We start from the raw sequence: 19,115 nt of genomic DNA on the forward strand, positions 1-19,115 counted from the left end.
CGCGGCCGCATCGGGCACCGCCGCACGCGGTTTCGGTGCCGGCCTGACCGTTGCAGGTTCGCCGCCCGCAGGCATGACCACCAAGGGGCCATCGGCGAATTTCAGCGTCAATTCATGGGTCGCTGCGGCGGCGGCGCGGGTCTTGACAAGGCCGCCGGCCGCATCGGTGACCAGCACATAACCGCGCAGCAACGGCGCCTCCGGATCGAGCGAACGGCGCAGGCGATCGAGCGCATCGACCCGCCCGCGCGCCACGTCGACGCGGTGCACCAGCGTTGCGGGGCGCAACCGTACCGCGCCCAGCCGTTCGGTTTCGCGCCGCAACCGTGCCTGAAGCAGCACCGGGCGCAACGCGCCCGCGTGCCGCGCCAGCAGCGCGGCGGCGATCTGCGTGCGGTGGCCCAGCGAGCGGTGCAGGCGTTCGCCCCAATCGTCGAGCCGCTGCGCCTGCGCCGCCAGCAGCGCCTGCGGCGGCGGCAGCCGGCGCGCGCGCTGGTCGAGCCGTTCGCGCGCCTGCGCCACGTGGCGCGCGATCGCACGGTTGCGCCGCGCGTCCAGTTCGCCAAGGGCGGCGGCCAGTTCGGCGCGCACCGGCACCGCCATTTCCGCCGCCGCGGTGGGCGTCGGCGCGCGCCGGTCGGCGGCAAAATCGGCGAGCGTCGTATCGGTTTCGTGGCCCACCGCGCTGATCACCGGGATCGTCGAGGCGGCAATCGCGCGCACCACCGGTTCTTCGTTGAACGCCCACAGATCCTCGATCGAGCCGCCCCCGCGCGCAACGATCACCAGATCGGGCCGCGCGATCGGACCGCCGGGCGCCAGTTCGGAAAACCCGCGCACCGCCGCCGCGACTTGTGCCGCCGCGCCCGTCCCTTGCACCAGCACCGGCCACACCACGACATGACAGGGAAAACGATCGCGCAGCCGGTGCAGGATATCGCGGATCACCGCGCCGGTCGGCGATGTGACCACGCCGATCACGCGCGGCAGATACGGAATCGCGCGCTTGCGATCCGCATCGAACAGCCCCTCGCCCGCCAGCCGCGCCTTGGTCTTTTCCAGCAGCGCGAGCAAGGCGCCCTCGCCCGCGATCTCCATCCGCTCGATCACGATCTGATAGTTCGATCGGCCGGGATACGTCGTCAGCTTGCCCGTCGCGATCACTTCGATACCGTCGGCGGGCGCAAAGCCCAGCCGCAGGACACTGCCGCGCCACATCACCCCGTCGAGCCGCGCGCCCTCGTCCTTCAGGCTGCAATACAGGTGGCCGGACGCGGCGCGCTTGACCCCCGACAGCTCGCCGCGCACGCGCACGAAGCCGAACCGATCTTCGACCGTGCGCTTCAATTGTTGCGACAGTTCGGTAATCGACAGCGCGGGGGCGTTGTCGCCCGCCGCTTCCCTCGCTAACAGCCCGTTCGGCGCGTCGTCATCGAAGGGACTGCTCATGAATATCCTGTTGCTCGGTGGTGGCGGACGCGAACATGCGCTCGCGTGGAAAATGGCGCAAAGCCCGTTGCTGGGCAAGCTTCATGCAGCGCCGGGCAATCCGGGTATCGCCGGGCACGCGCAGTGCCATGCGCTCGAACTGACCGATCATCCAGCGGTGATCGCCTTCTGCAACGACAATGCCATCGATCTGGTCGTGGTCGGGCCCGAGGCGCCGCTGGTCGATGGCCTGGGCGATAGCCTTCGATCTGCGGGCATCAGCGTGTTCGGCCCGTCGCAGGCTGCGGCGCAACTCGAGGGGTCGAAAGGCTTTACCAAGGATCTGTGCGCTCGCGCCGGCATTCCCACCGCAGGCTATGTCCGTTGCACGAATAAAGCCGACGCCCTGGCCGCGCTCGCCGGCTTTGGCCTGCCTGTCGTGATCAAGGCCGACGGTCTGGCCGCTGGCAAAGGCGTGGTGATTGCTGATACCGCCGCCGATGCGCGCGCGGCAATTACCGACATGTTTGCCGGCGACTTCGGCCCCAATGCCGTTGGGCACGGCGCCGAAATCGTGATCGAGGAATTCATGACCGGCGAAGAGGTCAGCCTGTTTGCGCTGACCGATGGGGCGACGATCGTCGCGTTCGGGTCGGCGCAGGACCACAAGCGCGTCGGCGATGGCGACACCGGGCCCAACACCGGCGGCATGGGCGCCTACAGCCCCGCGCGCGTGCTGACCCCTGCGCTCGAACAGGAAGCAATCACGCGGATCATCGCGCCCACGGTCAAGGCGATGGCCGAGGCGGGCACGCCGTATTCGGGTGTGCTCTTTGCCGGGCTGATGCTGACACCCGATGGGCCCAGGCTGATCGAATACAACGCGCGCTTCGGCGATCCCGAATGCCAGGTGCTGATGCTGCGGCTGACGAGCGACCTGGTCGAACTGCTGTCGGCCGTCGCCGAAAACCGGCTGGCGGCGATTGCGCCGCCCGCATTTTCGCCCGAGACCGCGCTGACCGTGGTCATGGCCGCCACAGGCTATCCCGGCACGCCGGTCAAAGGCGGAATGATCGCCGATATCGCAGTGGCCGAAGCGGGCGGTGCCAAAGTGTTTCAGGCCGGCACGTTCCGCGATGCGACCAACGTGCTGCGCGCCAGCGGCGGGCGCGTGCTGAACGTGTCGGCCACCGGCGCCAGCGTGCTTGCCGCGCGCGACGCCGCCTATCACGCGGTCGATGCGATCGATTTTGCCGACGGATTCTGCCGCCGCGACATCGGCTGGCGCGAAATTGCCCGCGAGACCGATTGATCGGAGCGAGGACATGCCGACACCCGGCATGCAGTCGGTCTGAAACAGTTACGCCGTCGCGCCATTGACCGGCGTTACCGCGCGCAGCCGTTCGGCGGCGGTTTCGGGCGTCAGGTCACGCTGCGGCTCGGCCAGCATTTCAAACCCGACCATGAATTTGCGCACGCGTGCCGATCGCAGCAGCGGCGGATAGAAATGCGCGTGCAACCGCCAATGGGGTGCAGGCCCGGTGCCCGGCGCCTGGTGCCAACCCATCGAATAGGGCATCGCACAATCGAACAGCGCATCATAGCGCCCGGTAATTGCCCGTAAAATCCGTGACAGCGCATCGCGCGCCTCGTCACCCAGATCCTGCAACCGCCCGACCGGATCGCGTCCGATCAGCAGCACTTCGAACGGCCAAGCCGCCCAGAACGGCACCACCGCCAGCCAGTGCGAATTGACCGCAACCACCCGCGTGCCATCGGCCAGTTCGCGCGCCACCACCGTGCCTAGCAGATCCGCGCCGTGCGCATCGAACCAGGCTGTCTGTTCGCGATCCTCGTCGGCCACTTCGCTGGGGGCGAAATCGCTTGCCCAGATCTGGCCATGCGGATGCGGGCTGGAACAGCCCATCATCGCGCCCTTGTTTTCGAACACCTGGACGTAAGCGTGAGCCTGTCCCAGCTCCGCCGATTGCGCGGCCCAGGTATCAACCAGCGCGCGCACTGCCGTTTCGTCGAGATCGGGCAAGGTCTTGCCGTGATCGGGCGCATAGCTGATCACGCGCGAGACCCCGCGCGCCGGGGCGATGCGGAACACCGCATCGCCGCTGTCGGGCGCCGGCGTATCGGGCATCAGCGCGGGGAAATCGTTCGGAAAGACGAACGTCGCCGGATAGGCAGGATTGACCTGCCCCCCCAGGCGCGTGTTGCCCGGGCACAAATGGCATCCCGGGTCATAGGCAACGGCGCTGCGCGGCGCGGGATCGCCGGTCTCGCCCTGCCACGGCCGTTTGGCCCGATGCGGCGATACGAGCACCCAGCGCCCGGTGAGCAGGTTACGCCGGCGGTGCGGATGATCGAGCGGATCGAAATCTGGCACGCAGAGGATATTATGCGAGGAACGGTGCCACGAGTGCGGTCAGATCGGCCTCGGGCCGTGCGCCGTAGTGCGAGATCACTTCGGCCGCGCACACTGCGCCGAGCGTCAGGCACGTTGCCAGTGCCTGCCCGCGCACATGGCCGAACAGGAAACCGGCGGCAAACAGATCGCCCGCGCCAGTCGTATCGAGCACGTGCGCAACCGGCGCAGCGGCGACATTGGCGTGTTCGCCCTGGCTGACCGCATAGGCGCCCTGTTCGCTGCGCGTGACGACCAGTGTCGGGATTTTGGGCGCCAGTGCAGCAATGCCGGCGTGGAAATCGTCCAGCCCGGTCAGCGCGGCCAGTTCATGTTCGTTGGCAAACAGGATATCGATGTCGCCGGCATCGATCAGCGCGCGGAAATCGTCGCCGTGACGCGCAATGACAAACGGATCGGACAGCGTGAACGCAACCTTGCGCCCCGCGGCGCGCGCGGTGGCAATCGCCCGGCGCATCGCGCGGCGCGGCTCTTCCGGGTCCCACAGATACCCTTCGAGATACAACACCTGCGCATCGGCGATCACGCTGTCATCAAGCGCGTCGGCCGGCAGAAATTGCGACGCGCCCAGGAACGTGTTCATTGTGCGCTGCCCGTCGGGCGTCACGAAAATCAGGCAACGCGCAGTCGATGGCTCGCCGGGACGCACCGGCGTGTCGAACGCGATCCCGCCGGTGCGAATATCATGGGCAAACGCCGTGCCTAGCGCGTCGTCGGATACCTGGCCGATAAAGCCGCACGACGCGCCCAGCGCTGCCAGCCCCGCCAGCGTATTCGCCGCCGATCCGCCCGAAATCTCGCGCGCAGCACCCATGCCCGCATACAGCGCCTGCGCCTGCGCCTCGTCGATCAGGGTCATGCCGCCCTTGGCCATCCCCAGCGAGACGATCTGGTCTTCGCTGGCCGCCGCCATCACATCGACAATTGCATTGCCGATCGCGACGACATCGAAACGGGCTGAACGGGTCTGGGTCAAGCGGGGCCTCCGGCAGAATGATTGCGCAGCGCCTAAGCGTTCGGCGCCCCTGCGGCAAGGCGAAGCGTACCCGCGACGGGCGCCGCGCGTGCCCGATTGACACAAAGGGTGGCGCACGCAATGGCAAGCGCACCGATGCGCGCGCTGCCAGCCATATCCATGATCCTGCTGCTGGGTGCATGCAGCGCAGAGGTCGCACGACCTGTCGCAGCGCTCAGGCCCGAAACGCACGCGCCGCGCCACGTGCCGGGGCGCGATGAACCGCTCGGCACCGTGATCGGCGCCGATGCCGAAGCGCTCGTGCGCCAGTTCGGCACACCCCGGCTCGACATCCGCGAAGGCGACGCGCGCAAGCTGCAATGGTCGGGCACCGCGTGTATCCTCGACGCGTACCTGTATCCCGGCGAGCGCGGCGGGCGGGCCACCGCGACCTATGTCGACGCGCGGCGCGGCGATGGGCGTGATGTCGATCGGGTCGCCTGCGTGGCGGCCTTGCGCAAGAACTGATGGCTAGACTTTGGGCAAAGTCACGCCGCGCTGGCCCATGTATTTGCCCGCGCGATCGGCATAGCTGACTTCGCACGGCTCATTGCCCTGCAGAAACAGGAACTGGCACGCCCCTTCGTTGGCGTAGATGCGCGCGGGCAGCGGCGTGGTGTTGGAAAATTCCAAGGTCACATGCCCTTCCCAGCCGGGTTCCAGCGGGGTGACGTTGACGATGATCCCGCACCGCGCATACGTCGATTTGCCCAGGCAAATGACCAGCACGTCGCGCGGCACGCGGAAATATTCGACCGTGCGTGCCAGCGCAAAGCTGTTGGGCGGGATGATGCACACATCGGTCTTGCGATCGACGAACGAATTGGCGGCAAAATCCTTCGGGTCGACGATCGCCGAATCGACATTGGTGAAAATCTTGAATTCATCGGCTACGCGCGCGTCGTACCCGTATGACGACAGGCCATAGCTGATGCAGCCATCGCGCCGCTGGCTTTCGACAAACGGCTCGATCATGCGTTCGTTCAGCGCTTTTTCACGGATCCAGCGGTCGGAGAGGATGGACAATGACGCCCTTTCGGTTGGAAAAACTTAAAGTGGAGAAACTTGCGGCGCCAGATTGGCCGGGCCAAACGCCAGTGGCAAGAGCGCGCTGAGCCGCATGTCCACGGTTTCGTTCGCGCCGGTGGCAATAATCAGCGGATCGGTCCCGCCCAGCGCCGCCAGCTCGTGCAACACCTGCCGGCAACGCCCGCATGGCGCCACGACTGCACCGGGCACGCCGCCGGGCCCGCCTGCGACCGCCACTGCGATCAGCCCGGCGCGATGCCCCTCGTGGCTGGCGCGCGCCGCCGCCACGGTTTCGGCGCAAAGCGACAGGCCATAGCTGGCGTTTTCGAAATTGCTGCCGGTAACCACCGTGCCATCGGCAAACAGCAGCGCCGCGCCGACATGAAATCCCGAATACGGCGCATACGCCGCCATCATCGCGCCATGGGCCGCCGCGACCAGCGCATCGCGATCGATCATGGCTGCACCACCGCCCAGCGCACCGGCCCCGCAATGCCCGGAATACGCAGGCGATTCGTCGCGGTCCACAAGACCCATGGCCGGCGAACGTAATCGGGCACACGATAGCTGCCCGTCACCCACACATTGCGATCGACCCGCGCCGCCAGGTGATAGCGCGCCTCCGCCGCGGCCGTCGGCATCAAGATTACCGGCTGGCCCAGATGCCGTTCGACTTCGTTGAGGAATGTGGTCAGTTCGCTGTCGATCGACGCCTCGCCCGGCGGATCGGGGCAGCGCGCGGGATCCAGGTCGATCGCGATCGCGGTGGGCAGCATGCGCTTGTCGCGCGGCACCGTCGTCACGAAATTGCTCGCCTGCGCGTCGGCCGGTGCACACAAGTCATACACATGCACAGCACCAACCTGCAGCCCGACCGCGCGCGCCGCATCGAACGCGGCGGCAAACGCCGGATCGCGCCGATCGGCGCCGTTGCTTGCGGTCAGATAGACGAAATCGGGCCCATGTCCGCCAGGTCCGTTGGCCTTGACCGTGCGCCATTCGACCGCGCCATCGCCAGCATCCAGCCACAGCCCCTGCACCGGATATGTGCCGCGATCGGGCACCCAGTGAATCGCCCAGCGCCACCCGCAAAACGCCGCGATACCCAGGACCACAATCACCGCAGGGACCAGCAGCCAGCGGTTCACGCGCGCCTTTGCCACTATGCCCATCCCCACAACGCCACAATTCTAACCCTTGATATGCAACACGCAGATCAGCGTGAACAGCCGGCGCGCCGTGGCGAAATCGGTCGCGATCTTGCCCTCCAGCTTTTCCAGCAGCATCGCCGCCGCATCGTTGTGGACCGCGCGCCGGGCCATGTCGATCGTTTCGATCTCCTGCGCCGAAGCGCGCCGGATCGCCTGGTAATACGATTCGCAGATCGCGAAATAATCCCGGATCGGCCGCCGAAACCGCCCCAAACCCAGAATCACGGTTTCCAGATGCTGACCGGTATCATCGCCGATGGTCAAACCCAGACGACCATCCTCGACCGATAACCGCAAATGATACGGCCCGTGATGCCCCGCCGCTGACGCACGCAGCGGCGTAAAGCTGTTTTCCTCGATCAGGTCGAAGATCGCAATCCGACGCTCCTGCTCGATATCGGCATTGCGCCAGATGATCGTCGCTTCGTCGAGTTCGATGTGTGCAATACGCGGATCCGGCATGGTTGCTTACGTCTTGGCATCAAGGGCCTCTGGCGGGCAAGGGTTATCACCCTTGCATCCCGTTACTGGCCTGCACCGCGCGCTCTCTTGGCCGCCGGAGGCCCCCTTTCCCCACTATCCACAGACGAAATCGCCCGACACAGCTTTAACGCTCTGCGCTTCGCGCGTACGATGCCGCGATGGCCGTAACCTCCCCCCTCATGCTACGCGAACCCGAACAGACGCTCGCCACCCCGCGCGCGTTGCCCGCCAATGTCGAGGCTGAGGCCGCGTTTCTGGGCGCGGTGTTGATCGACAATCGCATCCTGGAGGAAATGACCTGTCCGCTGACGGCGGAGCATTTCTTTGCGGCGGTGCATGGGCGGGTGTTTTCGCGGATTGCGGCGCTGCTCGATCGCAAGGCGGTGGTGACGCCGGTGACGTTGAAGCCGTATTTCGAGGCCGATGAGGGGCTGCTGGAGCTGGGCGGCACGGCGTATCTGGCGCGGCTGACTGCGGATGGTCAGGGCTTGCTCGCGCCGCGCGAGCTGGCGCAGCAGATCTATGACCTGGCGTTGTTGCGAGAGCTGATTTCGGTCGGGCGCACGCTTGTCGAAAAGGCGATGGATACGAGCGAGCATGTCGCGCCGCTCAGCCAGATCGAGCTGGCCGAGGCGGCGCTGTACGCGGTGGCCGAGGGCGCCGCGACGGGCAGCGAGGCGCAGACATTCGGCACGGCATCGCGTGCATCGCTGCAGATGATCGAAAAGGCGCTCCTGTCGGGCGGGCATATTTCGGGCAAGACGACGGGCCTAAACAGCATCAACGAAAAGATCGGCGGGCTCCACGATTCGGATCTGATCATTCTCGCCGGGCGCCCGGGCATGGGCAAGACCAGCCTTGTCACCAATATCGCGTTCAACACCGCCGACCGGCTGCGCCGCGATCTGCTCGACGGCATCGCGCTGAAGGATTCGGTGGGTGCTGCGGTCGCGTTTTTCAGCCTGGAAATGAGCGCTGACCAGTTGGCGACACGTATCCTGGCCGAACAGTCGGGGATCAGTTCCGAAGCTTTGCGCATGGGGCGGATCAGCCGCGAGGATTTTCAGCAGCTTTCGTTCGCCAGCCAGCGGCTGAACGAATTGCCGCTGTATCTCGACGACACGCCGGCGCTGACGATCGGTGCGCTGCGCGCGCGGGCGCGGCGGTTGAAGCGGCGGCATGATATCGGGCTGATCGTCGTGGACTATCTCCAGCTGTTGCAAGGGTCGGGCCGGTCTGACAACCGCGTCAACGAAATCTCGGAAATCAGCCGCGGGCTGAAAACGCTGGCCAAGGAATTGTCCGTGCCCGTGATCGCGCTGTCGCAATTGTCACGCGCGGTCGAACAGCGCGAGGACAAACGCCCGATGCTGTCGGATCTGCGCGAATCGGGATCGATCGAGCAGGACGCCGACATGGTGTGGTTCGTGTTTCGCGAGGACTATTACGTCCAGTCGCGCGAACCCAAGCGCCCGATCGACGGCGACGATGCCAAGACGCACGAAGCGCACGCCGCCTGGGCCGCAGACATGGAGCGCGTCTATGGCCTGGCCGAACTGATCGTCGCCAAACAGCGCCACGGGTCGACGGGCAAAGTGCGGATGAAGTTCGAACCGAGGATTACGCGGTTTTCGGATTTGGCGCCGGATGAAATGGGCGCCTCGTCTTACGGCGATGACTAAGTTTCCACGGTGTGCCGGACTTTACCGGGATACAAAGGGGCCTCCGGCAGCCAAGGGCCATCGCCCTTGGAACCCGTAACTTTGAATTTGCGCGTATTGGGTGCAACATCTCCAAATTTATCGGGCGATCGCAATAGCCGTAGAGACTGGAAATGAATTGCCAGTTTATCGGCGTGCCAGCTATGCGGCATCAGCCCTTATGTAGGGGGGCGGGGGGCGCGTTTGATGGATCAAAACATTTCCCGAGCGCAGTGGGCGATGCTCGCCTGCATAGTGATTGCCCTGCCGATGAGCGGCTGGGGCGCGCTCTATCCGCAAAACACGTATCTGCAGATTGGTCCGGTTGTCCTGGGTCTGCCGGCGGCCGCGTGGCTATTGCGGCGCTGGCCGATCAGCAACATGGCGGCATTGTGCCTGGCATCCTTCGTACTGCTTCATCTGGTGGCAGCGCGCTGGTCTTATTCGTTTGTGCCGTATCGGCAGTGGCTGGCTCCGCTGGGTATCGACATCAACGCCACATTCGGCTTTCACCGAAACATGTTCGATCGGCTGGTGCACACCAGCTTTGGCTTGCTCATGGTTGTGCCGATTGCAGAGATTGCCATTCGGCACATGGGTATGAGCCGATTTGCAGGATTGGCGTTCGCGGTATTTTTCGTCTTCGGAATGAGTTCGCTTTACGAAATTTTCGAGTGGCTGCTTACACTTACGCTCGCGCCCAACGACGCTGCAGCCTACAATGGCGAGCAAGGCGACATCTGGGATAGCCAGGAAGATATGGCATGCGCGAATCTCGCGGCTCTGTTTGCGATTTGGCCGGCCCGGGCGCACTTGCGGCGCATGCTTGACTCTGCGGGCGCCCCGACTTAGTGGCGGCCGCTTATCCCGACCTTCAGTTTTGCGAAAAGAGCTCCGTATGGCGCGCGTTACCGTCGAAGATTGCGTCGACAAGATCCCCAACCGGTTTGACCTCGTGTTGCTGGCCGCCGAACGCGCCCGCGCGATTTCGGGCGGTGCAGAGCTGACGATCGATCGCGATCGGGACAAGAACCCGGTCGTGGCACTGCGTGAAATCGCGGATGAAACCGTGCGTCCGGTGATCCTGATGGAAAATCTGGTCCAGTCGCTGCAGAAAGTGCAGCCCGACGACGACGACCAGGTCGATGAAATCGGTTCGCTGTCGCAGTCGGCCGAAGCCTTGCGGATTACCGCAGCGGCCCCGGTGCGCAATACGTCGCTGGGCGCCGATTACGACGGGTAAGCGCCGCTGTCGGGCATAGAGTAACGCGGCGGCACGCCCCCCCGAAAAATCATATCATTCAAGCCGGTAACGGGATCCAAGGGCAATAGCCCTTGGCCGCCGGAGGCTCTATTTCAGCCCTTGGGGGATAATTCCCGGGCGACTGCTTGCGATTGTCACACGCCCACGCCACATTCGCATCCTATGGCCAGCCAGCGATCCTTGCAGGGTGACCGATCCGCCGGTGCGCGCGGAGAGACGGGCAATGTCCGCGCGGTGCTTGGCCCGACCAACACCGGCAAGACTCATCTCGCAATCGAAAGACTGTGCGGCCATTCGTCGGGCGCGATCGGGTTTCCGCTCAGATTGCTGGCGCGGGAGGTTTATGACCGGGTCGTAGCGATCAAGGGTGCGAGCCAGGTTGCGTTGATCACGGGTGAAGAGCGGATCGAGCCCAGGCATGCACGGTGGCTGCTGTGTACGGCAGAAGCGATGCCGCAGCGGCCGGACCTTGCGTTTATCGGGCTGGACGAGGCGCAGTTGTCGGCCAACCCCGAGCGCGGGCATGTGTTTACCGATCGGTTGTTGCATACGCGCGGGCGCGAAGAGACGATGATCCTGGGTTCGGCCACGATCGAGCCGATGATCCGCGCGCTGGTGCCCGAGGCGGAGATTGTCAGCCGGCCGCGATTTTCGACGCTGAGCCATGTTGGCGCCAAGAAGCTGTCGCGTATTCCGCCGCGCAGCGCGATTGTCGCGTTCAGCGCGGAGCAGGTCTACACGATGGCCGAGATGCTGCGGCGGTTTCGCGGCGGGGCGGCGGTGGTGATGGGCGCGCTGTCGCCGCAGACGCGCAATGCCCAGGTCGCGATGTACCAGTCGGGCGAGGTCGATTACCTGGTGGCGACCGATGCGATCGGCATGGGGCTCAACCTCGATATCCATCATGTCGCGTTTGCCGGGCTGACCAAGTTCGACGGGCAACGGCAGCGGCGGCTGACGACGGCGGAAATGGCGCAGATTGCGGGGCGTGCGGGGCGGCATCACCGGGATGGCACGTTTGGAACGCTGTCGGGGCTGGGTGATTCGGCTGAATTCACAGATGATGAAGTCTATGCGATCGAGGAGCACCGGTTTGCGCCGCTGACCCGGCTGTTCTGGCGCGATGCGGAGCCGCGGTTCGATACGCTCGATCGGCTGATCGGCGATTTGTCGGCGCCGCCGCTGCGCGGCGAGCTGGCCACGCCGCCCGAAGGGATCGATCTGGCGGTGTTGCGGCTGTTGGCGGGCGATGCCGCAGTGGCCGACACGGTGCGCGGCAGCGCTGCGGTGCGGCGGTTCTGGAACGTATGCAGTCTGCCCGATTTTCGCCAGCAGGGCAGTGATACCCATGCGCGCTTTGTCGCGCGGCTGTGGCAGGACTTGGGCCAGGGGTATCTTGGCGCGGATTATGTCGCGCAGGCGATTGCGCAGCTCGACAATCCGGCCGGCGATATTCACACGCTGCAGGGGCGGATTTCGGCGATCCGCAGCTGGGCGTATATCGCACAGCGCCCCGACTGGGTGCTGGCGCGGGAGGATATGGCGGCACGGGCGCGGGCGGTCGAAACGCGGCTGTCCGATGCGCTGCATGCGCGGCTGACCGAGCGGTTCGTCAACCGGCGCACGACAGTGCTGATGCGCAAGGCCGGGACCGATGCCGGATTGCTGCCGGTGCGGTTGTCCGAAGCGGGTGCGGTGCTCGTGGATGACGAGCCGATTGGGCACCTGGAGGGCTTTCGCTTTGTCGTCGATCCGCTGGCCCGCGCGGCCGATCGCAAACTGCTGCTTGCCGCGGCCGAACGGCATCTGCCGGGATTGTTTGCCAAGCGCGCCGCGTTGCTGACGGCAGCCGCGGCGCAGCCCGACGGGCTGAGCCTTACCGCGCAGGGGCTGGTGTGGGACGAGACCCTGGTTGCGCGGCTGGTGCCCGGTCGCGGGTTGCTCGATGCGCGGGTGGAGCTCGAACCGGCGCTGGCCCGGTTGCCGGCAGCGGTGCGTGACGATGTGCGCGATGCGGTCGATGGCTGGTTTGCGCGCCACACCGATCGCGCGCTGGGCCCATTGCGCCGGCTTTCGGCAGCGGCCGAAGCGCCCGATCTTGGCCCCGATCTGCGCGCGCTGCTGCTGAAACTAATCGACAACGGCGGGGTTTTGCCGCGCGAAACGGCGGGGCTGGATCGGCTTGACCTGCGCCAGCGTGAGGCGTTGAGGCGGCTGGGTGTGCGCATCGGCGGGCTCGATCTGTTCATGCCCACTGCGCTGCGTCCGGCGACAATGCGGCTGTGGCTGCATCTGGCGCAATTGCGCGGCAAAAGCCCGCTGGCACCGCCGCCGGGCATGCCGGCGACGGTTGAGGGCCGCGCCGCTCCGGTCGGGTATCGCCGCCTGGGGGACCAGGCGCTGCGCATCGATCTGGCCGACCGGCTGGTGGCCGAAGCGCATCGCTGCCGGATCGGTGCACCGGGCTGGCGCGTGTTCCTCGACCCCGCAAAAGCACGGTCGATGGGGCTTTCGACGGCGAGTTATGCCGCGTTGCTGCGCACGGCCGGATTTCGTGTGGCGATGCCACGGGCGCTGGCCGACGGTGCTTTCGGCCCGCATGCGCCGCCACTATGGGACTGGCGCCCACCGCGCGTGGCGGTGCCGGCGCCGGCGCATGTCCCGCCGCATGCGGCGACGGGGGCATTTGCCGCGCTGGCCGGATTGATGCGCTGATGGGAGCGCAAAGCGTGATCGGAGACACGATGCGGATCGACAAGCTGCTGTGGTATCTGCGCCTGGCCTGCAGCCGCAGTTTTGCGCAAGGGTGGGCGAGCGAGGGGCATATCCGGCTCAACGGGCGGCGCATCGAGCGCGCCAGCGCCACTGTGCGCGAGGGCGATGTGCTGGTGCTGCCCACGCATGATGCGGTGCGCGTGATCGAGGTGCTGGCGATTCCCGGCCGGCGCGGCCCGGCGCCCGAGGCGCAGGCGTGTTACCGGATTGTGGAAACGGGCAACTAAATCTTGCGGGGCGATGTGCCTGCGCGGGGTTGACGGCTGCCCCCCGACGCCTTTAGCACGGCGGGCAATTCACGACCGAACCGAAGATCCGAAGGACGCGCCACCATGACTTATGTCGTCACCGAAGCCTGCATCAAGTGCAAGTTCATGGACTGCGTCGAGGTGTGCCCGGTCGACTGTTTTTACGAAGGTGAAAACATGCTGGTGATCAACCCCAGCGAATGCATCGATTGCGGCGTGTGCGAGCCCGAGTGTCCGGCCGAAGCGATCCTGCCCGATACCGAAAGCGGGCTTGAACAATGGCTTGAGCTCAATGCCAAATATTCCGCCGACTGGCCCAATATCACGGCCAAGAAGGACGCGCCGGCCGACGCCGACGAGCACAAGGGCCAGGACGGCAAGTTCGAGAAATTCTTTTCGGCAGAGCCCGGCGAAGGCGACTGAACGCGCGTCCGCGAACCGGAAAATGACCCCATTGCCACTCAGGCAACGGGATACGGTTCAATTTGACCAGATTCGGGTGCTTACGGCACTGGAATTTTTGTGACAGAGTTGCTATATACGCAATCAGGCACCGGGAACTTTTTCCGTACTGTGCTTTTTGCAACACGAATCAGGCAGGACACACGGCAAACGGATCACTGGGCTTCGTAAGACTGGGCAAGGCGTTATGCGTTGCCGGTCGTTTGCCGGACCACTCCCCAAAAGGGCCCGGGATACCCGCCAACGTGCCTGTGCGCGAATGCCGGTTTGGCATTGGCGCGGCACGCAGCATCCGCAACCGTTTCTCCCGCCGTGTCGAAAGGGATATGCAATGGCAGTCAAGGCTCTTGCCTTCGATGTTGGGGACTACGTCGTTTATCCAAAGCATGGTGTCGGCCGGGTGGTCGAGCTCCAGAATGAAGAAATCGCAGGCATGAAGCTGGAGCTGTATGTGCTCCGCTTCGAAAAAGAACGCATGACGCTGCGGGTGCCGGTGAACAAGGTCGAAGCGATCGGCATGCGCAAGCTGTCTTCGGACAAGACGCTGCGCGAAGCGCTTGATACACTTAAGGGCAAGCCCAAGGTCAAGCGCACGATGTGGTCGCGCCGCGCCCAGGAATACGAAGCGAAGATCAATTCGGGCGATCTGGTATCGATTGCCGAAGTGACCCGCGACCTGTTCCGCGCCGATGACCAGCCCGAACAGTCGTATTCCGAACGCCAGATCTTCGAGGCCGCATCGTCGCGCCTCGCGCGCGAACTGGCCGCGATGGAAAAGACCGACGAGCCGACCGCGCTCAAGAAGATCCTGGCGATCCTCAACGAGCACGCGCCGAAGTATTACGAAACCGCCTGAACGGGATTTCCCGCTGGCAGGTCAGGGGGCCGCCGGGAGACCGGTGGCCCGTTTGCGTTGAGTGCGTTGCGTCGCACAGTATTTCATCGGGCACGATCGGTGGCTCGCTGCTGGAAAACACCCGCATATGTCTCGATTCCCGCTGATTCCGCTATCCTGTCTCGGCCTGGCGCTGGCGGGGTGCGACGCGCCCAGAGTGTCGATCGACGGGCATACCGGGGTGCCGCTGGCACAGCTCGACCTGGCTGGCCAGACCGCACATGACATCACGCTGCTCGGCCCGGACACGGTTCATATCGTGCAAGGTGACGCCCTCGCGATACGGGTCGATGGCGATGCGCGCGCCAGCGCTGCGCTACGCTTCGTGCTGAATGACGGAAAGCTTGGGATCGGGCGACAGCCCGATGCCAATGCGGGCAACGGCACCGCAACCGTGACGATTACCGATCCGGCGGTCGATCACATGGTGATGGCAGGTTCGGGCACGATGTCGAACGACCGGCTGGTGGGCAAAGCGGTGGGCGTGACGATTGGCGGGTCGGGCCATGTCGTGATCGCCGGTATCGCAGCCACGCAGCTCGATGTCGAAGTGCTGGGATCGGGTTCGTTCACCGGCAGCGGCCGTGCCGGCAAAGTCGCGCTGACCCTTGCCGGCAGTGGCGATGTGGATCTGGCGCAATTGCGCACGGATGAGGCGGTGGTCGATGTCGCGGGCACAGGAACCGGCGTGCTGAACAGCGATGGCCGGGTCACGGGCTCGGTGCTGGGCACCGGCGTCGTCAATGTCCATGGCAAGGCGCACTGCGATATCCGTGTTACCGGCGTCGGCCGGGTCACCTGCCAACCGTAAATCCGGTTACCACCGCGTTAACCATAGCGCTTCACCGCGTGGTGGCGCGGGCCTGCTATCAGGATCGGGCAACTTCATTAGGCCCCGTCGTTTTGTTCAAAATTCCGCAAACCCGTCCTGTTTCCGTCGTCGGCCCGCTGGGCGAAGCGCTGACCCTTGCCAGCCTGCCGCCTGCCGGCGTGAACCGCTGGGTCATTCGCCGCAAGGCCGAAGTCGTCGCCGCGATCGACGGCGGCCTGTTGACGATCGACGAGGCCTGCGAGCGCTATGCCATCTCGATCGAGGAACTGGTGGCCTGGCGCCGCCTGGTCGAACGCGCCGGCATGCAGGGGCTGCGCGTGACCCGATTGCAGCATTACCGCGATCTGCACGAGCGCCAGATGCGCTATTGAGCCAGGCTTGTCATGACTGCTCCGGGGCCCGGTTTCGCGAGTAAGCCTGCCAGGGAAGGTCTGGCACAAGACCCGCGGCACCTGTATCCAGCAACAGGCCGTCGACGCTGTTTTCGATCAGGATGCGCATCGCCGAGGCGCTGGCCAGCCCGCCGCGCACGAGGCAACGCGCGTGGAGCGAGCGCTTGAACGCATCGTACAGCACCGGATCGGGCGTCTGCGGATCGCACCAGAAACTGTCGAGCCCGCCCTCGTGGGTGAGACCGGGAATATCGTAAACCGCATCGCCGAGCACCACCACCGGTTTGCCCATGGCCAACCCCAGCGTGCCCGATGTGCTGTTGATGCACACCATCCCGACCGCCTGCTGCGCCAGGTCATCGAGTGATCCGCCCGCAATATGCTGCACGCGGTGCGCAATGCCCAGCGCTTCGGCCCGGCGCGCCACATAGCGCCGCCAGTCCCGAAACCCGCTGTCGAGCGGATGATCCTTGATCAGCAGGATCGCATCGGCCGGCGCATGGCCGGCAAAGCTGTCGATCACGAAGTCCACTGCAGCCGTCATCGACCCGAACGGCGAATGGGCACGTATCTGATAGTCGCCGTTCAATTGCAGCGGAAACAGGAAATAGCGCGCGCCCGCCAGCTGCCGGATCAGCGCATCCGCATGACGGGCCAGCCGTTTCGTGCGCCGCAGTTTTAAAAGCCAGCCGATCCCGTCGAGCGTGATCGAGCCATGGCGGTGCGACCGGTAAAACGGGAACTTCAGCAGCAGCCGTCCCGTCACGACATGGTGATAATGCCAGTAGCTGTCGCGCATGCGCCGCCTGAAGCTGGCCGTGATCGGCGGCAATTCGGGCACCGGCGGCAACCAGGCGGCATTTTCCAGGATCGCCTTGGGATCGCGTCCGAACGGTGAATGGCCATTCACCCCGTCACGTTCCAGCGTCATCCAGTTGGGGCGGATATAGCCTTCCTCGAACACGAACACCCGCAGCGATCGCAGCTTGGCCATGTTCAGCGCCGCCTGGTGCACCGGCCGGCAATCGCCGAACACGACGAGATCGGTAATATCGTGGCGACGCACGAACCGATCGAAGAACGTGGGCCAGTCGCGCATGCGTCCGCGATAATTCGTGGCCCCGGTTGGCCAGTCATGCACATCGCCGCCCGACAGATTGATGCGGCTGACCCCCGCGCCGCGCTTTGCCAGCGCGCTCGCCAGTTCGCGAAAGAACGGCCCCGGCGGCCCCTGGAGAAACAGGAACCGGCGCTGCTGCGCACGGGCATCGACCAGGCGCGAAAACGGGAATTCCGCCGTCATTGCGGCTGCGCCGAAGTCTTGACCACGGCATCTACCGCCATGACCTGTACCAGCAGCGCCTCGAGATCGGCGAGCGGGAGCGCGCTTGGTCCGTCGCACAGCGCTTTTGCCGGATCGGGATGCGCCTCGACAAACAGCCCGGCAATGCCCACCGCGACCGCCGCGCGCGCCAGCACGGCCGTCTGGGGCCCACGCCCGTCGGCGCTGTCTTCGCGCCCGCCCGGGCGTTGCAGCGCGTGCGTCACGTCGAAGGTAACCGGCGCATAAGCCTTCATCGTGTCGATGCCCAGCATATCGACGACCAGGTTGTTATAGCCGAAACTGCTGCCGCGCTCGCACAGCAGCACCTGATCGTTGCCTGCCTCGGCGCATTTCGCGATGATGTGGCGCATCTCGTGCGGTGCCAGAAATTGCGGCTTCTTGACATGGACCGGTTTGCCGGTGCGTGCGATCGCGGTGACAAGGTCGGTCTGGCGCGCCAGGAATGCGGGCAATTGCACGATGTCGGCTACCGCCGCGACCGGTTCGGCCTGCCACGGTTCGTGCACATCGGTGATCACCGGAAATCCGAATGCGGCCTTTACTTCGGCCAGCAGGCTCAACCCTTGCTCCAGACCAACCCCCCGGTAGGAAACCATTGACGATCGGTTTGCCTTGTCGAACGATACCTTGAACACGAAAGGCAGTCCAAGCCGCGTTGTAATATTGCGAAAATGTAACGCGACGGCGAACAGCGTATCGCGATCCTCGATCACGTTCATCCCGCCGATCAGCACCATCGGCGCGTGGTTGGCAAACACCACGCCGCCAGGCAAAGTGACCGCAGCACGGGTCATGCGATGCCTCGCGCCAGCAGCACGGCCTCGATCGGGGGGACGTCCTGCGGATTGTTGAGCTCGATGCAATCCCAGCCCACGGCGTCGATCGGGACCACCCGCACCGGCAGCCCCGCCTCGAGAAACCGCAGTTGTTCCAGGCCCTCGATCTGTTCGAGCGGAGACGGCGCCAGTGCCGCATACGCCGCCAGTGCAGCAGGGCGAAAGGCATAGACGCCCAGATGCAGGTGCACATGGACATGCCCACCGGCGGCATCCGCCGGCACATGCGGGATCACCCGCTTTGAAAAATACAGCGCCCGGCCCGCCGGGGTGAACGTCACGGTCGTTCCTCCGACCCGCCCCGCCGCCTGATCCGCCAGCAGATGGGCCACCATGCTGGCCGAACAGCGCATCGCCGGCGTCGCCATCGCGGCATCGGGATCATGCCCAAGCGCCGCGACCAGTTCCGGCACCACGTGCGAGGGGGTAAGCGGCGCATCACCCTGAAAATTGAGCACGACCGGCGCAATGTCGCCCAGCACCGCCAGTGCGGCCGCGCAGCGTTCGGTCCCGTTGCGGCAGTTTTCGGGCGTCATCACCGCCTGCCCGCCAAACTCGCGCACCACCTCGGCGATGCCCTGATCATCGGTCGCGACCCAAACCTGCGCAGGCGCCGCGACCTGGGTGGCCGCAATCCAGCTGCGTTCGATCAGCGGGCGCACCTGGCCCGTGGCGCCGCGCAACGGCGCCAGCGGTTTGCCCGGATAACGCGTCGAGGCGTTGCGCGCCGGGATGATGATGGCAAAGGGCGCGGGCGCGGCCATGG

21 protein-coding genes are annotated in these 19,115 nt (G+C 65.3%); 11 read left to right on the forward strand and 10 right to left on the reverse strand.

Features of this window, described 5'->3' with window-relative positions:
• Window positions 1-1,449, reverse strand: a 1,449-nt coding sequence (gene xseA, locus ACOOE2_RS00545; RefSeq protein ID WP_420381078.1) for an exodeoxyribonuclease VII large subunit, incomplete at its 3' end; no start/stop codon positions are given.
• On the opposite strand from xseA, the gene purD reads away from it, so the two are divergent.
• Window positions 1,448-2,740 (forward strand): phosphoribosylamine--glycine ligase, encoded by a 1,293-nt coding sequence (gene purD, locus ACOOE2_RS00550; protein ID WP_420381079.1) that lies wholly within the window; start codon window positions 1,448-1,450, stop codon window positions 2,738-2,740. The genes xseA and purD overlap by 2 nt on opposite strands.
• 48 nt (window positions 2,741-2,788) lie before the next feature.
• Here purD and ACOOE2_RS00555 read toward each other — a convergent pair whose 3' ends face one another.
• Entirely contained in the window at window positions 2,789-3,823 is a 1,035-nt protein-coding gene (locus ACOOE2_RS00555) for a UDP-glucose--hexose-1-phosphate uridylyltransferase (protein WP_420381080.1), read from the reverse strand.
• Between the two features lie 10 nt (window positions 3,824-3,833).
• Entirely contained in the window at window positions 3,834-4,775 is a 942-nt protein-coding gene (locus ACOOE2_RS00560) for an adenosine kinase (RefSeq protein WP_420384531.1), read from the reverse strand.
• A gap of 183 nt (window positions 4,776-4,958) precedes the next feature.
• Here ACOOE2_RS00560 and ACOOE2_RS00565 point away from each other — a divergent pair, with 183 nt between their 5' ends.
• On the forward strand, window positions 4,959-5,345 hold the full coding sequence (locus ACOOE2_RS00565; protein ID WP_420381081.1) for a hypothetical protein: 387 nt from the start codon (window positions 4,959-4,961) through the stop codon (window positions 5,343-5,345).
• A gap of 3 nt (window positions 5,346-5,348) precedes the next feature.
• Here the strand turns inward: ACOOE2_RS00565 and dcd are convergent, their stop codons facing one another.
• From dcd to ACOOE2_RS00585, 4 genes are read right to left on the reverse strand one after another with little or no spacing between them, the layout of a single operon-like run.
• Window positions 5,349-5,903, reverse strand: coding sequence for a dCTP deaminase (gene dcd / locus ACOOE2_RS00570; protein ID WP_420381082.1), 555 nt, complete (start codon window positions 5,901-5,903; stop codon window positions 5,349-5,351).
• A 24-nt stretch (window positions 5,904-5,927) separates the two neighbouring features.
• A complete protein-coding gene (locus tag ACOOE2_RS00575; protein WP_420381083.1) occupies window positions 5,928-6,365 on the reverse strand; it encodes a cytidine deaminase in 438 nt (145 codons plus the stop codon).
• Window positions 6,362-7,069 (reverse strand): GH25 family lysozyme, encoded by a 708-nt coding sequence (locus ACOOE2_RS00580; RefSeq protein ID WP_420381084.1) that lies wholly within the window; start codon window positions 7,067-7,069, stop codon window positions 6,362-6,364. The genes ACOOE2_RS00575 and ACOOE2_RS00580 overlap by 4 nt, the downstream gene beginning before the upstream one ends.
• Before the next feature lie 27 nt (window positions 7,070-7,096).
• A complete protein-coding gene (locus tag ACOOE2_RS00585; protein WP_420381085.1) occupies window positions 7,097-7,579 on the reverse strand; it encodes a UPF0262 family protein in 483 nt (160 codons plus the stop codon).
• Window positions 7,580-7,779: 200 nt separating this feature from the next.
• On the opposite strand from ACOOE2_RS00585, the gene ACOOE2_RS00590 reads away from it, so the two are divergent.
• The 9 genes from ACOOE2_RS00590 to ACOOE2_RS00630 all read left to right on the forward strand — a co-directional run bounded on the left by ACOOE2_RS00590 (window position 7,780) and on the right by ACOOE2_RS00630 (window position 16,147).
• The gene (locus ACOOE2_RS00590; protein WP_420381086.1) at window positions 7,780-9,282 is read left to right on the forward strand and encodes a replicative DNA helicase; all 1,503 of its coding nucleotides are present in this window, start codon (window positions 7,780-7,782) and stop codon (window positions 9,280-9,282) included.
• A 225-nt stretch (window positions 9,283-9,507) separates the two neighbouring features.
• On the forward strand, window positions 9,508-10,152 hold the full coding sequence (locus tag ACOOE2_RS00595; protein WP_420381087.1) for a DUF2238 domain-containing protein: 645 nt from the start codon (window positions 9,508-9,510) through the stop codon (window positions 10,150-10,152).
• Between the two features lie 46 nt (window positions 10,153-10,198).
• Window positions 10,199-10,543 (forward strand): DNA-directed RNA polymerase subunit omega, encoded by a 345-nt coding sequence (gene rpoZ, locus ACOOE2_RS00600; protein ID WP_420381088.1) that lies wholly within the window; start codon window positions 10,199-10,201, stop codon window positions 10,541-10,543.
• 183 nt (window positions 10,544-10,726) lie between these two features.
• Window positions 10,727-13,279, forward strand: a complete 2,553-nt coding sequence (locus ACOOE2_RS00605; protein WP_420381089.1) for a helicase-related protein — start codon at window positions 10,727-10,729, stop codon at window positions 13,277-13,279.
• Window positions 13,280-13,308: 29 nt separating this feature from the next.
• Window positions 13,309-13,566 (forward strand): RNA-binding S4 domain-containing protein, encoded by a 258-nt coding sequence (locus ACOOE2_RS00610; protein ID WP_420384532.1) that lies wholly within the window; start codon window positions 13,309-13,311, stop codon window positions 13,564-13,566.
• 105 nt (window positions 13,567-13,671) lie between these two features.
• Entirely contained in the window at window positions 13,672-14,010 is a 339-nt protein-coding gene (gene fdxA / locus ACOOE2_RS00615; protein WP_420381090.1) for a ferredoxin FdxA, read from the forward strand.
• A gap of 370 nt (window positions 14,011-14,380) precedes the next feature.
• Complete coding sequence (locus tag ACOOE2_RS00620) at window positions 14,381-14,905, forward strand: CarD family transcriptional regulator (RefSeq protein ID WP_420381091.1); 525 nt, start codon at window positions 14,381-14,383, stop codon at window positions 14,903-14,905.
• Window positions 14,906-15,032: 127 nt separating this feature from the next.
• The gene (locus tag ACOOE2_RS00625; protein ID WP_420381092.1) at window positions 15,033-15,755 is read left to right on the forward strand and encodes a GIN domain-containing protein; all 723 of its coding nucleotides are present in this window, start codon (window positions 15,033-15,035) and stop codon (window positions 15,753-15,755) included.
• A gap of 92 nt (window positions 15,756-15,847) precedes the next feature.
• Window positions 15,848-16,147 carry a DUF1153 domain-containing protein gene (locus ACOOE2_RS00630; RefSeq protein ID WP_420381093.1) on the forward strand — a complete coding sequence of 100 codons (300 nt, stop codon included), beginning with the start codon at window positions 15,848-15,850 and terminating at the stop codon, window positions 16,145-16,147.
• 10 nt (window positions 16,148-16,157) lie between these two features.
• On the opposite strand, the gene ACOOE2_RS00635 is transcribed toward ACOOE2_RS00630, so the two are convergent.
• The 3 genes from ACOOE2_RS00635 to ACOOE2_RS00645 are packed head-to-tail and all read right to left on the reverse strand — an operon-like array spanning window position 16,158 to window position 19,113.
• Complete coding sequence (locus tag ACOOE2_RS00635; RefSeq protein ID WP_420381094.1) at window positions 16,158-17,471, reverse strand: capsule biosynthesis protein; 1,314 nt, start codon at window positions 17,469-17,471, stop codon at window positions 16,158-16,160.
• Window positions 17,468-18,307, reverse strand: a complete 840-nt coding sequence (gene kdsA, locus ACOOE2_RS00640; protein WP_420381095.1) for a 3-deoxy-8-phosphooctulonate synthase — start codon at window positions 18,305-18,307, stop codon at window positions 17,468-17,470. Before kdsA ends, ACOOE2_RS00635 begins: the two co-directional genes overlap by 4 nt.
• Complete coding sequence (locus tag ACOOE2_RS00645; protein ID WP_420381096.1) at window positions 18,304-19,113, reverse strand: 3-deoxy-manno-octulosonate cytidylyltransferase; 810 nt, start codon at window positions 19,111-19,113, stop codon at window positions 18,304-18,306. The genes kdsA and ACOOE2_RS00645 overlap by 4 nt, the downstream gene beginning before the upstream one ends.
• Between the last annotated feature and the right edge of the window lie 2 nt (window positions 19,114-19,115).

Origin of the sequence: Novosphingobium sp. (genome assembly GCF_965214355.1) — a bacterium.
Lineage (GTDB): Bacteria > Pseudomonadota > Alphaproteobacteria > Sphingomonadales > Sphingomonadaceae > Novosphingobium.

Coding starts and splice junctions, on each gene's coding strand:
- ACOOE2_RS00595 (WP_420381087.1), top strand. CDS start 9,508: ATGGATCAAAACATTTCCCGAGCGCAGTGGGCGATGCTCGCCTGCATA.
- ACOOE2_RS00565 (WP_420381081.1), top strand. CDS start 4,959: ATGGCAAGCGCACCGATGCGCGCGCTGCCAGCCATATCCATGATCCTG.
- rpoZ (WP_420381088.1), top strand. CDS start 10,199: ATGGCGCGCGTTACCGTCGAAGATTGCGTCGACAAGATCCCCAACCGG.
- ACOOE2_RS00575 (WP_420381083.1), bottom strand. CDS start 6,365: ATGATCGATCGCGATGCGCTGGTCGCGGCGGCCCATGGCGCGATGATG.
- ACOOE2_RS00625 (WP_420381092.1), top strand. CDS start 15,033: ATGTCTCGATTCCCGCTGATTCCGCTATCCTGTCTCGGCCTGGCGCTG.
- ACOOE2_RS00635 (WP_420381094.1), bottom strand. CDS start 17,471: ATGACGGCGGAATTCCCGTTTTCGCGCCTGGTCGATGCCCGTGCGCAG.
- ACOOE2_RS00645 (WP_420381096.1), bottom strand. CDS start 19,113: ATGGCCGCGCCCGCGCCCTTTGCCATCATCATCCCGGCGCGCAACGCC.
- ACOOE2_RS00585 (WP_420381085.1), bottom strand. CDS start 7,579: ATGCCGGATCCGCGTATTGCACACATCGAACTCGACGAAGCGACGATC.
- kdsA (WP_420381095.1), bottom strand. CDS start 18,307: ATGACCCGTGCTGCGGTCACTTTGCCTGGCGGCGTGGTGTTTGCCAAC.
- ACOOE2_RS00560 (WP_420384531.1), bottom strand. CDS start 4,775: ATGGCGGCGGCCAGCGAAGACCAGATCGTCTCGCTGGGGATGGCCAAG.
- fdxA (WP_420381090.1), top strand. CDS start 13,672: ATGACTTATGTCGTCACCGAAGCCTGCATCAAGTGCAAGTTCATGGAC.
- ACOOE2_RS00605 (WP_420381089.1), top strand. CDS start 10,727: ATGGCCAGCCAGCGATCCTTGCAGGGTGACCGATCCGCCGGTGCGCGC.
- ACOOE2_RS00620 (WP_420381091.1), top strand. CDS start 14,381: ATGGCAGTCAAGGCTCTTGCCTTCGATGTTGGGGACTACGTCGTTTAT.
- ACOOE2_RS00590 (WP_420381086.1), top strand. CDS start 7,780: ATGCTACGCGAACCCGAACAGACGCTCGCCACCCCGCGCGCGTTGCCC.
- purD (WP_420381079.1), top strand. CDS start 1,448: ATGAATATCCTGTTGCTCGGTGGTGGCGGACGCGAACATGCGCTCGCG.
- ACOOE2_RS00610 (WP_420384532.1), top strand. CDS start 13,309: ATGCGGATCGACAAGCTGCTGTGGTATCTGCGCCTGGCCTGCAGCCGC.